Raw genomic sequence first — 13,384 nt, 5'->3', positions numbered from 1 at the left:
GGGCCGCTCCCGCCGCCGGCGCGCCGCTCGCCCTTGAAAGGACGGCCGCGCCCGTGCTTCAGTCCCCTTCATGCTCAAGCACAACGCGTACTTCGACGGTGGCGTCCAGAGCGTCGGGTTCGAGCGGAACGGGCGGCGCCACACGGTCGGCGTCGTGGACGCGGGCGAGTTCCACTTCGGGACGGACGCCGCGGAGCGGATGACGGTCGTGTCCGGCGAGCTGTGGGCGAAGCTCCCGGGGGACGCGACCTTCCGCCCGTTCCCCGCCGGGACGACGTTCGAGGTCCCGGCGAAGAGCGGCTTCGACGTGAAGGCGCTGGCGCCGGCCGCGTACCTCTGCGAGTTCCTGTAGGGCGCCGACCTTCTCGCAGCGTCACATCCCGCTCGCGGGCGTCTCTCGTTCCAGGACCACCCTCCTCGACGAGGTGCCCGTGCCCGCGTCCACCCGCGCCGCCCTGCTGCTCCCGCTCCTCGCCGCCCTCGCCTGCCGCACCGGCGGCGCGCCGCCCGCGCGCGACGGGGCGCGGCCGGCGCCGGAGCCGGGCGCCGACGATCCCGGCCGCCTCTACCTCCGCGCGTGGACGCAGAGCGGCCGAGGCGATCCCGACGGCGCGCTCGAGACGCTCCGCGCGCTCTACGCGCGCGGCTGGGACATCCCCCTCGACGCGCGGGACTTCGCCGGGCTCGCCGGCCGCGACGCGTTCCGCGACCTCGCGGCGCGGATCGCCGCCCGCGCGCCGGCGACGGACCACGCAGGCGTGGCGTTCACGCTGCAGGAGCGCGGCCTCGTCGCGGAGGGGATCGCGGTCGATCCGCGCGACGGGACGCTCTACGTGGGGAGCATCCGGCTGCGGAAGATCGTCCGCATCGCCCCGGGAGGCGCGGCGACCGACGCGGTCCCGGCCCAGGCTGGCGGGCTCGGGCGCGTGCTCGGGGTGAAGGTCGATCCCCGGCGCGGGCTCCTGTGGGCCGTGGCGAACCGTGGCGACGCGGCGGATGGCGCCGCGAAGACCGGCTCGCGCTCGGGCGTGTACGCGTTCGACCTCGCGAGCGGCGCGACGAGGCGCAGCGTCACCCTGGACGGAGAGGGGCACCTGCTGAACGACCTCGCCGTCGCCGAGGACGGCACGGTGCTCGTCACCGACAGCGAGGCCGGCGCGGTGTACCGGCTCGACCCGGGCGCGACGGCCCTCGCGCCGGTGGTCCCTCCGGGCACGTTCACCTACGCGAACGGGATCGCCTTCGCGGAGGCGCGGCTGCTCGTGGCGGACGCGTTCGGGCTGTGGGACGTGCCGGTCGCGGGCGGCGCGCCCCGGCGGCTGGCCGGACCGACGGGCTTCCCGCTGGGCGGGATCGACGGGCTGTCCGCCCAGGGGCGGACCCTCGTCGCGATCCAGAACGGGCTCGGCGCACCGCGGATCGTGCGGCTCGAGCTCGCGCCGGGCGCCGAGCGCGTCGTCCGCGCCGGGGTCGTCGAGGCCGGGAACGCGCGCTGGCACACGCCCACGACCGGGGCCCTCGACCGAGGCGCCTTCCACTACATCGGCAACAGCCACGTCGACGCGTGGAAGGAGGCCGAGCTCGATCCCGCCGGGATGGAGGAGACGCGCATCCACCGGCTCCAGATCCGGATCTGACGCGAGGCCCCGGTGAGCTCGCCTCGCTCCTAGACCGGCTCCGGGTCACGACCCGCCGCTCACTGCGTGGCGCGCGCCTCCCCCGCGCCGGCGCGCCCCGCCTTCCGGAAGCGGTTGAGATCGCGCACCGTCTCGAACGGCTCGCCGAACAGCGCCGAAAGGCTGCGGAGGATCGCGCGCACGACGCGCTGCTCGCACGCTCCATCGAACCGGATCTGGTCGTCGAGCCAGCGCTCCAGCCAGCCCGGATCGGGCAGGCGGCTCTGGACGGTGTCGTTCGGGAAGAGGGAGCGGTTCACGTGCAGGTTCGTCGGGTGGAGCGGCTTGCCGCCCCGCCCGCCGCTCGCCATGAGGACGCCGATCTTCGCGAACGCCGCGCGCGCCGTGTCGCCGTGTCGCTCGAGCGCGCGGCGCATGTACTTGAGGTACGCGCCGGCGTGGCGCGCCTCGTCCTCGGACACGAGGCCGTAGACGTGGCGGATCACCGGCTCCTCGTGCCACTCCGCGGCCCGCCGGTACCACTGCGTGAGCCGCACCTCGCCGCAGAAGTGCAGCATGAGGGTCTCGAGCGGCGGCGCCGGATCGAACTCGAAGCGCACGGCGTGGAGCTCGTCCTCCGTGGGGAGGAGGTCCGGCCGGAAGCGCCGCAGGTACTCCATGAGCACGAGGGCGTGCTTCTGCTCCTCGTAGAACCAGATGGACATGAACGCCGAGAAGTCGCTGTCGTCGCGGTTGTCGCGGAGGAACATCTCCGTCGCGGGCAGCGCCGACCACTCGGTGATGGCGTTCTGCTTCACCGTGAGCGCCTGCTCGCCGGTGAGCTTCGCCGGGTCGAAGCGATCCCAGGGCACGTCGTCGGCCAGGCTCCAGCGGGCGCGCTCCATCGAGCGGAACAGATCGGCGTAGAGGGGCATCGCGGCTCCGTGGTCCCGAGGAGCCGGGGAGATAAGGGCGCCGTGTCTCCGGCATGTCACCGCCGCCCGAAACGTTCGCTTGCGCCGCCGCGAGCAGGCCCCCGTCCGCGAGAGCGCAGGCGCGTGGCACGGCGCGATCAGGGGAGCTCGAGCTCGGCGACCACCCCGACGTGATCCGACGGCCAGCGCCCGCCCTCGAAGCTCGCGGCGTCCGCGCCGGCGAGCGCCGCGGACCGCGCGGTGAAGCCACGCTGCAGCACGAGGTCCACCCGCTGGGTCACGCCGGCCGCCGGGTCGGTGAGCGAGTCTCGGCAGCAGGTGAGGCCCGCTCCCTCGCCGGCCTCCCACGCGTCGCGGAGCCCCGAAGTGCCGTTCACGAGGAGCTCGTACGCGTCGTCGCCCGGCGCCGAGTTCATGTCCCCCACCACGATCACGGGGAGGTCGGTCCCGGCGAGCGTCACGAGCTCCGCGGCCTGGCCCGCCGACACCGCCTCCACCGTCTCGAGGTGCGTGCAGAGGAAGCGGAAGCGCCGCCCGTCGAGCTCGACGTCGACGCTCGTCCACGCGCGCGGTACGCCGAACGAGCCGCCGCCGGGGAGCGGCACGGGGAGCGGCAGCCGCGTCGCGTAGAGACCGCCGCGAGGGTTCGAGACGGCGAGCCCATCGCGCGCGAGCACCGCGACGCGATCGGCGAAGCGGTAGGAGCCGCGCGCGCCCGGCAGCGTCGGCTCCGCCGACGCCTGCAGGGACACGAGCGAGTACGCCGCGCCGCGCGCGCGCAGCTCCGCGAGGACGAGCCCCACGAGGTCGTACTCGATCGTGGCGGAGCCGTCGCGCAGCTCCGCGCGCCACAGCGCCGCCTCCTGCAGGCCGACGAGATCCGGCCGCGCGGAGGCGATCTCGGCGGCGACCTTCCGCATCCGCGCGGGCGGATCGCTCGCCACCACCCCCGCCCACAGCGCGTCGAAGGCGGCGGGGAGGTTCCCCGTCTCCGAGAGGACCCGATCGAACGCGCCCCCGTGGAGGACGTTCCAGGTCATTCCCTTCACGGGGATCGGCCCGGCCGGAGCCCCGGATCGGGTGCCGTCGCGCCCCCCGCAGGACGTCACCGCGAGCGCGACCGCGAGCGATAGAGCCTTCGTGCACGAGCGGATGCGCATGGCGCCTCCCGATGATTGACGGCCCTGCCCCCGTCTGCTTTAAGCCACCGCCGATGCGCGCCGAGGTCGAGGCGATCCTGGCCCTGATCCGCGAGCGATCCGGGGTCGACTTCCAGCACCACCGCCCCCACTTCGTGGAGCGGCGACTCCGCCAGCGCATGGCCAGCGCGGGGGTGCACCACGCCGGCGACTACCTCGCGCTCATCGCCGAGGACCCCGCGGAGGTGTTCCGGGCGGTCGAGCGGCTCACGATCAAGGTGAGCCGCTTCTTCCGGGACGCACGCGCCGCGGAGGTGGCGTGCGCCGCTGCCCGCGGGGCCGCGCCCGGCTCGCCGCGGGCTCCGGGCCTGGAGCGCCGGCTGCGCCCGGGGCGAGGAGGCGTACACGCTCGCGCTCCTGCTCGGGGCGGACACGACCGCGCCGGAGATCCTCGCCACCGACGTCGACCCGCTCGCGCTCTCGTCGGCTGCGGAGGGAAAGTACCTCGCGAGCGCGCTCGCTGACGTCCCACCGGCCTTTCACGCTGCGTTCGAGCCCGCCCCGCCGAGCCCGCCGGCGGGCCCTCCCGGAGCGCTCTCCCCGTGCTCCCCGCGCCGCGAGCCCCCGCGGCGCGTCCGGCTGCGGGCGGGCATCCGCCGGCGCGTGCGCTTCGCGCGCCACGACGTGTGCGGCGACGCTCCGCCCGCGGGCGCGCCGTTCGATCTGGTCGCGTGCCGGAACGTGCTCATCTACTTCCAGCCGGAGCTGCAGGAGCGGGTGTTCCACGCGCTCCTCGCCGCGGTCCGGCCGGGCGGCGTCCTCTGGCTCGGGGAGGCGGAGTGGCCCTGCGCGTCCGTGCTGGCCGAGCTCGAGGTGCTGGACCCCGCGGCCCGCGTCTTCCGCAGAAGGAGGTCCGCGTGACTCGACTCGACCTCGGCATCGGCGCGCGGCTCGCGCTGGGCTTCGGCGTCGTCCTCGCGATCGTGGTGGTCACCCTCGGCTCGACGTTCGCCTGGTACCACCAGCTCGAGCGGCTGCAGCGTCACCAGGCGGAAGGGATGGAGCTCTCCCGCGGCGCTGCGGCGCTGGAGGTGGCGGTGCTGGACCGGGCCGTCGCGACGCGACGGTTCGCGATCACGCGCTCCGTCGAGCACTTCGACGCCACGGCGGCGGCGGCGCAGGAGGCCCGGCGCGCCCTCTCGGAGCTCGAGCGCCGCGGGGCCGTCCCCGGCCGCGGGGCCGAGGACGCGGCGGTGCTGCTCGAGTCCTTCCTCGTCTCGGGCGATCGGTTCCTGGAGCGCGTGAAGGACGGCGCGGACGCGACCGCGCTCCTGCAGCCGGAGGCGGAGATGACCACGCGCCGCGACCGGCTCGCGGCGGCGGTGAAGCGCCTCGAGGGGACGATCGAGGCGGAGCTCGGGCGCGCGAGCGCGTCGGCCTCGGCGGCGCGAGAGGCGCTCGTGCTCCGCACGATCCTCGCGGCGGTGCTGGCGCTCCTCGCCGCGGCCTCCGTCGCGACGCTCACGACGCGCGCCGTGCGCACCCCGGCGACGGAGCTCGTGAGCGCCGCCCGCGCCCTCGCCGACGGCGATCACGGGCCGGCCCTCGCGCTCGCGCCGCCGGCTCCGGCCGCGCCGGGCCCGAGGCCTGCCGTCCGCGACGAGCTGCGCGAGCTCGCCCGCACGTTCGCGTCGGCGGCGGCGGCGCTGAAGGAGCGCGAGCGGCGGCTCTCGTCGGACGCCCGGCTGTCGCGCGCGCTCGCCGCCACGATCGAGCCGGAGTCCATCGCGCGCGATGCGCTCTCGGAGGTGGTCGGGTACGCGGGCGCCGAGCTCGGCGCCGTCTACCTCGCGGACGAGGGCTCGCTCCGGCCCATCGCGACGTTCGCGCTGCCTGCGGAGGCCGCGGGGCGGGGCGAGGGACTCCCGGCCCAGGTGGTCGTGAGCGGGACGACGCTGCGCGTGAACGCCATCCCGGCGGAGACGCCGTTCCGCGTGCGCTTCGGCTTCGACGAGGTGCCCCCGCGCTCGCTCGTCGCGACGCCGCTCCCGTTCCAGGGGCGGACGATGGGCGTCCTCCTCGTGGGCAGCGTCCGCGAGCTCGGCGACGCGGCGGCGGAGTTCGTCGAGGCCGCCGCCCCGCGGCTGGCGATCGCCCTCCAGAGCGCGCTCGCCCACCGCCGCGCCGTCCACCTCGCCGCCGAGCTGCAGGACCGGAACGAGCGGCTGCAGGCGCAGAACGAGGAGATCCAGTCCCAGAGCGAGGAGCTGCAGGCGCAGAGCGAGGAGCTGCAGGCCCAGAGCGAGGAGATCCAGGCGCAGAACGAGGAGCTGCTCGCCCAGAACGAGGAGCTGAACCGGAGCGGGGCGGAGCTGCGCCGGGGCCGGGAGGAGCTCGCCCGCGTGGATCAGCTCAAGGACGAGTTCCTCGCCGCGCTCTCGCACGAGCTCAGGAACCCGCTCGCCTCGATCTCAGCGGCCGTGCAGCAGCTCGACTGCGCCGACGCGGAGCGCGGCGGCAAGCGGCGCGCCACCATCGCCCACCAGACGCGGCGCCTCGCGCGCATCGTCGACGACCTGCTCGACGTCACCCGCATCAACAAGAACAAGCTCGAGCTGCGCCGGGCGCCGGTGGACGCGGCGCGCATCGTGGCCGACGCCGTCGACGCGGCTGCGCACGCGTTCGCGGGAGCGGGCGTGGAGCTCGTCGCGACCACGGGCGAGCCGGTCCCGGTGCACGCCGACGCCGCGCGGCTCGAGCAGGTCGTCGAGAACCTCCTCTCCAACGCGCAGAAGTTCACGCCCCCGGGAGGCCGCGTCCAGGTCTCGGTCGAGCGGGAGGAGACCGACGCCGTGATCCGCGTCCGGGACGACGGCATCGGGATGCCTCCGGACGTCCGCGCACGCGTGTTCGATCTCTTCTTCCAGGGCGCGCGCGCGGCCGGGCGGCACCAGAACGGCCTCGGCGTGGGGCTCTCGCTCGTGAAGCGCATCGTGGAGATGCACGGCGGGACGGTGACCTGCGCGAGCGAGCCCGGGGCGGGGACGGAGTTCACGGTCCGGCTACCCGCGGCACCGCCGGGGACGGAGGTGACCGCGGCGCCGGTGCGGCCCGGGCGTCGGGACGCGAGGCCGCTGCGCGTGCTCGTCGTCGAGGACAACGACGACTTCGCGTTCCTGCTCGAGGACGCGCTCACGGGGTGGGGCCACGCGGTCACCCTCGTGCACCGCGGCGAGGAGGGGCTCGCCCTCGCGGCCGCGGGCGGCTACGACGTCATCCTGCTCGACGTCGGGCTCCCGGACCTCGACGGCTACGAGGTGGCGCGTCGGATCCGGCAGGCGGCTCCGGCGCCGCGCGCGCCCATCGTGGCGATGACCGGGTACGGCCGCCCGGAGGACGCCGCGCGGGCCGCGGAGGCCGGGTTCGACGTGCACCTCGTGAAGCCGGTCGATCTCGACCGGGTCGAGGCGCTGCTCGCGGAGCTCGGCGCCCGCGGCGCCAGCCTCGCAAGAGGCTGAGCGCGCCGCGCCGCCGTTCATCGCCGCCCGCCGCTCGCCTCCACCCAGCGCACGACGCCGTCCAGCGAGCGGAAGTCCGCCACCGAGCGGGCGCGCGCGCCGGGGATGGCCTCGGCGGCCATCCGCGCGAGGGCGTTGCCCGGCCCGAGCTCGAGGAACACCGAGCAGCCCAGCTCGGCGGCGGTCGCGAGGCAGCGGCCCCATTCGACGCGCCGCGCGAGCTGCACGGAGAGGGCCGCCACGGCCGCGGTCCGGGTCCGCGCCGGCGCGCCGGTGACGCCCGCCAGGACGGGCGTGGGGGGATCGCGAAGCCCGGAGCGCCCGAGCGCGTCCGCGAAGGGCTCGACCGCCGCGTCGAGGAGGTGCGTGTGGGCGGGGACGCCCACGGGGAGCCGCTGGACGGTCGTGGCCCCCAGGGCGCGCGCGCGCACCTCGAGGAGCGCGAGCGGACCGGCGGCGCCGCCGACGACGCAGTGATCCGGCCCGATCGCGATGGCGAGCTCCGCGCCGACCTCCCCGGCGAGCGCCTCCGCCCGGGCGAGCGCGATGCCGCGGAGCGCCAGGAGCCCGCTGCCGGCGGGGGCGGCGGCGTCCATGAGCGCCGCCCGGCGCGCGGCGAGCGTCACGGTGTCCCCGGGGGAGAGCGCGCCCGCGCAGCCGTAGGCCGCGAGCTCCCCGAGGCTGTAGCCTGCGAACACGCGCGCCGGGGGCAGCGCCTCGCGGAGCGCCGCCCAGGTCGCGAGCTCGGCGGCGCACAGGAGCGGCTGCGCGAGCGCGTTCGCGAACAGGTCGGGGCCGCCGCGCCGCGCGCGCTCCACCGGATCGTCGCCGAGCGCCGCGCGCGCCGCGGCGAGGACCTCGGCGCCGCGCGGGCTCGCGAGCGCGAGATCGAACATGGCCGGGTGCTGGCCCCCCTGCCCCGGACAGAGCACCGCGAGGCCGGCCGTCCCCGTCATCCCGCGCCCCCGGCGGGCGAGGGGTCGAGCGCGCCGAGCCGCTCGACGAACAGCGCGGCGGCGAGCAGGTCGGCGCTGCCGCCGGGCGAGAGGTCCCGCCCGACGAACGCCCGGTGCAGCGCGCGCGCGTGCTCTCGCCAGCCGCTGCGGTGCACGCCGCCCCGGGCGAGGAAGAGCTGCGCGGCCGCGCGTGCGAAGGTGAGGCCGGCCGCGCCGCCGCGGTAGAGGAGGTTCGTGTCGGGGAGGACCGCGATCGCGGAGAGCAGGCACTGGACGGCCGCGGCCTCGCGCGAGGCCCCGCGGAGCAGGCTCGCGCGGAGGGCCGGCAGCGCCACGTCGAACAGGTGCGGGAACCCGGCCGCCGCCTCCGCGCGCGCGCCGCCGACGCCGTGGCGGCGTCCGGCGATCGCGCCGTGGCTCGCCACCGGCGCCGGCAGCTCGCGCAGGATCGCCGCCCCGTAGCCGCGGCGCACGGCGTCCCGGAGGGCGGCGGGCCCGAAGGGCGCGCGCGCGGCCGCGAGGCGCCCCGCCGCCGCGGTCAGGAGGCCGAGCGAGAAGATCGCGCCGCGGTGGGTGTTCACGCCGCCGGTCGCGTGGAGCATGCGCGCCTCCGCGTCGAGCGCGAGCGGGCGCAGGGCGGCGAGCGAGGCCCCCTCCGTCCCGGCGCGCGCGACCGCGTGGAAGTAGCCGCGCAGGGCCGCGATGCTCGCGCGGAAGGTCCGCGCGTCCATGTCCCGGTGCGCGCCGCGGTCCCGCGGCGTGACGAGGCCCGGCTTGGGCTCGGCCTCGAGCTCCTCGTGCAGCGCCGCGACGGCCGCCTCGCCGATCGCGTGCGCGACGCTCGCGGTGGGGGGACGCTTCACCGGGAGGCTCGCGGAGGCGGTCGTCACGGCCACGGCTCCTCCCCCGCGAGCGGCCCGAGGAGCGCCCGCGCCGGCTCGAGCGCCACCGCCGTCCCGGACTTCACGAGGACCCGCGCGGCCCCCGCGGCGAGCTCCCGCCACGAGACGCCTCGCCCGCCGGGGAGCAGGACCTCTCCGTCCAGCCGCGGGATCCCGTCGCCGCGGGCGCGGAGGAGCGCCAGCGCACCGCGGAGCTCGCCCGCGGAGCGGGGCTCGACGAGCAGGTCCACGTCGGAGCGCTCCGTCACGTAGGCCCGCCCGGAGAGGTGCTGCCACGCGAGCGAACCGTACACGCGCAGGACGAGCCCCGCGTCGCGCGCTGCGTGGTCGAGCGCTCCGAGCCGCTCCCGCCACGCCGGCGGCGCGCTCCCGGCGGCCTCCCGGAGGGTCGCCGGCGCCCCGATCCGCTCCACGGCCCTCGGCTCCACGGCGAGCGCCACCCGCCGCTTCTCGCCCGCCGCGGAGGACGGCAGCGCCACCGCGAGCGGGATCGCGTCGCCGCAGGAGCCGTCGCGCCGGCACGCGACGGCGGGGAGCCGGCGGCCGAACCAGTCCCCGAGGGCGTCCAGCGCGGACGGCGCCACCGCCCCGCGCAGCGCCTCGCGCCACATGGGCCGGAGCCAGACCAGATCGTGGCGGGCCGGGAAGTCGCCCGAGACCGCGTCAGGGCTCATCGCCGTCCTCTCCGCTCACCCGCCGCGCCACCGCCGCCGCCAGGAGCCGCCCTCCTCGCTCGAGGCCGAGCTCCGCGCGGCGGTCCCGTCCGGCCGGACGGGAGAGCGCGGCCGCGAGCTGCTCCGAGAGCGGCGGCTCCCAGCGCGGCTCGATCGCGCCGAGCCGCACGAAGCGGTCGAGGCCCGGCGCGAGCACCGGCGAGCTTTGCGACAGCTCCTCCAGCCGCTCGAGCGGGAGCTTCGTCACGCGCGCCATCGCCGGCAGGCTCATCACCCACGGGTGCGCCCCCTCCACGGCGTGGACGGCGTCCGCCATGAAGCCGAGCGGCAGCACCCCGCCGCTCACCGCGTCGCCGCTCACCACGGCGACGATGGGGTGCCCGCGCCGCCGCGCGAGCTCGACGCAGGCGGCGAGGTGTCCGAGGTAGCCGTTGAGGCCGAGCACCTCGTCGCGCCGGCTCATCCGCTGGCCGCGGGTGTCCACCAGGACGACGATGGGCCGCCCCGGGTGCTCGCGCACGGTGCGGAGGACCTCTCCCGCGAGGGCGAGCGCCGCCTCGACGCCGACCTCCACCCCGCCCGCGGTACCGAGCACCGCGACTTCGCCGGCCGCGGTGTGCGCGGCGCCGACGACGATCCCGCCCTCCTCCCGGACGGCGTGCCCGGCGGGGAAGAGCGCGCCGACGAGGGCCCCGAGCGCGGGGGTCACGGCTCCTCCCCGCGCGCAGCGGCGACGGCGCGGCGGAACGCGTCCGCGTCGAGGAGCGGGAGGCGGTCCGGGTCCGGCACCGCGGCGGCGCGCCAGACGTCCGCCGCGTCCGTGCAGCCGCCGAAGTCCGCGAGCCGTCGCGCGAGGCGCTCGTGCTCGCGCGCGAGCGCGCCCTCGTCGAGCGACCGCGGGCTGGCGAGGAGCGCCGCGGCGGCGTCGCGGAAGGCGGCGAGGTCGTCCTCCACGAGGAGGTCCGCCTCGCCGAGCAGGTAGCGGTGCTTGCCGCCGTAGGTGCGCCACACGAGCGCGCGATCCGCGGCGTCGAGCTCCTCGACGCCCTTCGTCGCCTCGATCACGTCGGGCCCGGAGATCCCGAGCCTCCCCTCCTCGCTCATGGCGAGCGCGTCGCAGCAGCGCGCCACGATGCCCATCCCGCCGAAGCATCCCCAGCCGCCGCCGATGAGGCCGACGACCGGCACGCCGGCGGCGCGCGCGCCGAGCAGCGCGCGCATGATCTCGGAGACCGCCACGAGGCCCGCGTTCGCCTCCTGCAGCCGCACGCCGCCCGAGTCGAGCAGGAGGAGCACGCCCGCCGGGCGCTCCCGCTCGGCGCGGCGGAGGAGCCCGACGAGCTTCGCGCCGTGCACCTCGCCCACCGCGCCGCCCATGAACCCGCCCTCCTGGCTCGCGGCGAGGACCACCCGGCCGCCGAGGAGGCCGCGCCCGACCACGACGCCGTCGTCGAAGGCGACGGCGAGGCCGAGGCCGGCGAGGTGCGGGCTCGTCACGCGCTCGGAGGGGCCGAGGAGCTCGGTGAAGCTGCCGGGGTCGAGGATCCCCGCGAGCCTGCGCCGCGCCGTCGCCTCGCGATAGCTCCTCCGCGCGGGGAGGTGACCCGGGTTCCCCGGCGTCACGGCCGCTGCCCCAGGTACTCCTCGACCGCCTGGTCGAGGCGCAGGCTCACGACGGCGGGGGTCGCCCCCGCGTCGTTCACGGACAGCGCGAGCCCGGCGACCGCGTTCCGGGCCGCGAAGTCCCGCAGCACGGCGTCCCAGATCTCCGCGAACCCGTTCGCGGACGTGGCGACCTCGACGCGGCAGCGGCCCGCGAGGTCCCCCGGCTCGACGAGCACCTCGAGGTTCCCGGACGCGACGACGCCGACGACGACCGGCGGCGCGCGCGGCGCCGGCGGGCCCGCCGACTCGAGCTCGAACGCGAGGCGCTCCATCCCGTCCCTCCCCTCACCAGCTCCGGAACCGGGCGGGCGGCTCGTAGAGCCCGCCCGACCAGCGCACGAGGTCCTTCACGCTGCGCGCGGCGAGCAGATCGCGCGTCGCCTCGCGCTTGTCGATGCCGAGATCCTCCGCGCGGCGGATGACGCCCCGGCGGCGGAGCTCCTCGACGGCGCGCCGCGAGCGCGCGCGCCCGACCGGCGTGTAGCCGGCGACGCCGCGGATCGCCTCGGCGCGCTCCTCCGGCGTGCGGCACAGGAGCAGGTTCGCGATCCCCTCCTCCGTCACCACGTGCGTCACGTCGTCGCCGTGGATCATCACCGGCGGGAGCGCCATGCCCATCGTCTCGGCGAGCCTCCACGCGTCGAGCCGCTCCACGAACGCCGGCTCCATGTGCTCACGGAACGTCTCGAGGAGCTGCACCACGAGCTTCCGCCCCCGCGGCATGGCCGCCGGATCCGCCTGCGCCTCGCGGCCGGCGCGGAGCCAGGCCGCGCTGGCGTGGCGACGGCCGCGCGCGTCCGCGCCCATGTTCGGCGCCCCGCCGAACCCGGTGATCCGGCTCGTCGTGGCGGTGGAGCTGTTCCCGGCGAGGTCCAGCTGGAGGGTCGAGCCGATGAAGAGATCGCAGGCGTAGTGCCCGGCGGTCTGCGAGAAGGCCCGGTTCGAGCGCAGGCTCCCGTCGCGCCCGGTGAAGAACACGTCCGGCCGCGCCGCGACGTAGCGCTCCATGCCGAGCTCCGAGCCGAACGCGTGGATCGACTCGACGAACCCCGCCTCGATGGCGGGGATGAGGGTCGGGTGGGGGTTGAGCGCCCACTGCCGGCAGATCTTCCCGCGCAGCCCGAGCCGCTCCGCGTAGGTGGGCAGGATGAGCTCGATGGCCGCCGAGTCGAAGCCGATGCCGTGGTTGAGCCGCTCGACCCCGTACTCCGCGTAGATCCCCTTCACGACCATCATGGCCATGAGGACCTGGACCTCGCCGATCTGCGCCGGATCGCGCGTGAACAGCGGCTCGATCGCGCTCTTGGCCGGCGCGACCGTGACGAAGTCCACCCAGCCGGCGGGGATGTCGACGCGCGGGAGCCGCTCCACGCGCTCGTCCACCTGGGCGACGACGATCCCGTCCTTGAAGGCCGTCGCCTCGACGATGGCAGGCGTGTCCTCGGTGTTGGGGCCGGTGTAGAGGTTCCCCTCGCCATCGGCGGCGATGGCCGAGACGAGCGCGACGCGCGGCGTGAGGTCCACGAAGTAGCGGGCGTAGAGCTCGAGGTAGGTGTGGATGGCGCCGATCTCGATCCGCCCGGCGGCGACGAGCTGCGCGAGGCGCGTCCCCTGCGGCCCGGAGAAGGAGAAGTCCAGGCGGCGCGCGAGGCCGCGCTCGAAGAGCTCGACGTGCTCGGGGAGCGCGAGCACCGACATGACGAGGTGCAGATCGTGGACGCGGGCGGGATCGGCCCGCGCGAGGGCGCGCGCGAGGAAGTCGGCCTGCTTCTGGTTGTCGCCCTCCAGGCAGACGCGGTCGCCCGGCTCGAGGAGGGCCTCGAGGAGCGGCGTCACGCGCCCGGGATCGACCCAGCGTCCGCCGCCGACGGCGGCGCTCGCGCGCGCGAGCCGAGCGAGGCGGCTCCGCCGGGCGGTGTCCCAGACGCGCGTCACGGGGCCTCCCGGGCGCGCCGCCTCGGCCGGCCGCGGGGGCGGCG

The 13,384-nt window shown here is 76.7% G+C and carries 13 protein-coding genes and 1 pseudogene; 5 read left to right on the top strand and 9 right to left on the bottom strand.

The genetic code is table 11. The features are described from left to right. Window positions 1–70 precede the first annotated feature (70 nt). Window positions 71–352 carry a pyrimidine/purine nucleoside phosphorylase gene (locus tag MNZ29_RS10040; protein ID WP_242340213.1) on the top strand — a complete coding sequence of 94 codons (282 nt, stop codon included), beginning with the start codon at window positions 71–73 and terminating at the stop codon, window positions 350–352. 79 nt (window positions 353–431) lie between these two features. Then, a complete protein-coding gene (locus MNZ29_RS10035; protein WP_242340212.1) occupies window positions 432–1,637 on the top strand; it encodes an SMP-30/gluconolactonase/LRE family protein in 1,206 nt (401 codons plus the stop codon). Window positions 1,638–1,696: 59 nt separating this feature from the next. On the opposite strand, the gene MNZ29_RS10030 is transcribed toward MNZ29_RS10035, so the two are convergent. Together MNZ29_RS10030 and MNZ29_RS10025 are read right to left on the bottom strand one after the other, a co-directional pair. Then, a complete protein-coding gene (locus tag MNZ29_RS10030; protein WP_242340211.1) occupies window positions 1,697–2,551 on the bottom strand; it encodes an acyl-ACP desaturase in 855 nt (284 codons plus the stop codon). A gap of 137 nt (window positions 2,552–2,688) precedes the next feature. Continuing rightward, window positions 2,689–3,711, bottom strand: coding sequence for an endonuclease/exonuclease/phosphatase family protein (locus MNZ29_RS10025; protein WP_242340210.1), 1,023 nt, complete (start codon window positions 3,709–3,711; stop codon window positions 2,689–2,691). An 11-nt stretch (window positions 3,712–3,722) separates the two neighbouring features. On the opposite strand from MNZ29_RS10025, the pseudogene MNZ29_RS25135 reads away from it, so the two are divergent. The 3 genes and pseudogenes from MNZ29_RS25135 to MNZ29_RS10015 form a co-directional block, all read left to right on the top strand. Then, window positions 3,723–3,917: pseudogene (locus tag MNZ29_RS25135) on the top strand (hypothetical protein); the annotation flags it as partial. Between the two features lie 100 nt (window positions 3,918–4,017). Then, window positions 4,018–4,611: a CheR family methyltransferase gene (locus MNZ29_RS10020; protein WP_242340233.1), complete on the top strand. Its 594-nt coding sequence runs from the start codon at window positions 4,018–4,020 to the stop codon at window positions 4,609–4,611. Then, window positions 4,608–7,208, top strand: a complete 2,601-nt coding sequence (locus MNZ29_RS10015; RefSeq protein ID WP_242355049.1) for an ATP-binding protein — start codon at window positions 4,608–4,610, stop codon at window positions 7,206–7,208. Before MNZ29_RS10020 ends, MNZ29_RS10015 begins: the two co-directional genes overlap by 4 nt. Window positions 7,209–7,225: 17 nt before the next feature. Here the strand turns inward: MNZ29_RS10015 and MNZ29_RS10010 are convergent, their stop codons facing one another. From MNZ29_RS10010 to mdcA, 7 genes are all read right to left on the bottom strand, one after another. Beyond that, window positions 7,226–8,164 carry an ACP S-malonyltransferase gene (locus tag MNZ29_RS10010; RefSeq protein ID WP_242341318.1) on the bottom strand — a complete coding sequence of 313 codons (939 nt, stop codon included), beginning with the start codon at window positions 8,162–8,164 and terminating at the stop codon, window positions 7,226–7,228. Continuing rightward, window positions 8,161–9,054, bottom strand: coding sequence for a triphosphoribosyl-dephospho-CoA synthase MdcB (gene mdcB / locus MNZ29_RS10005; protein WP_242341317.1), 894 nt, complete (start codon window positions 9,052–9,054; stop codon window positions 8,161–8,163). The genes MNZ29_RS10010 and mdcB overlap by 4 nt, the downstream gene beginning before the upstream one ends. Next, window positions 9,051–9,740 carry a malonate decarboxylase holo-[acyl-carrier-protein] synthase gene (gene mdcG / locus MNZ29_RS10000; protein WP_242341316.1) on the bottom strand — a complete coding sequence of 230 codons (690 nt, stop codon included), beginning with the start codon at window positions 9,738–9,740 and terminating at the stop codon, window positions 9,051–9,053. Before mdcG ends, mdcB begins: the two co-directional genes overlap by 4 nt. Continuing rightward, window positions 9,730–10,449 carry a biotin-independent malonate decarboxylase subunit gamma gene (locus tag MNZ29_RS09995; protein WP_242341315.1) on the bottom strand — a complete coding sequence of 240 codons (720 nt, stop codon included), beginning with the start codon at window positions 10,447–10,449 and terminating at the stop codon, window positions 9,730–9,732. The genes mdcG and MNZ29_RS09995 overlap by 11 nt, the downstream gene beginning before the upstream one ends. Further along, a complete protein-coding gene (locus MNZ29_RS09990) occupies window positions 10,446–11,363 on the bottom strand; it encodes a biotin-independent malonate decarboxylase subunit beta (protein ID WP_242341313.1) in 918 nt (305 codons plus the stop codon). Before MNZ29_RS09990 ends, MNZ29_RS09995 begins: the two co-directional genes overlap by 4 nt. Further along, on the bottom strand, window positions 11,360–11,677 hold the full coding sequence (gene mdcC, locus MNZ29_RS09985; RefSeq protein ID WP_242341312.1) for a malonate decarboxylase acyl carrier protein: 318 nt from the start codon (window positions 11,675–11,677) through the stop codon (window positions 11,360–11,362). Before mdcC ends, MNZ29_RS09990 begins: the two co-directional genes overlap by 4 nt. A 13-nt stretch (window positions 11,678–11,690) precedes the next feature. Next, window positions 11,691–13,384 (bottom strand): malonate decarboxylase subunit alpha (gene mdcA, locus MNZ29_RS09980; protein ID WP_242355047.1); only part of this gene is annotated, 1,694 nt, incomplete at its 5' end.

The sequence above is a fragment of the Anaeromyxobacter sp. SG64 genome (assembly GCF_022690745.1).
Classification (GTDB): Bacteria; Myxococcota; Myxococcia; order Myxococcales; family Anaeromyxobacteraceae; genus Anaeromyxobacter; species Anaeromyxobacter soli.
The sequence above is the reverse complement of the archived record's forward strand: the minus strand, read 5'-3'. Positions and strand labels throughout refer to the sequence as shown.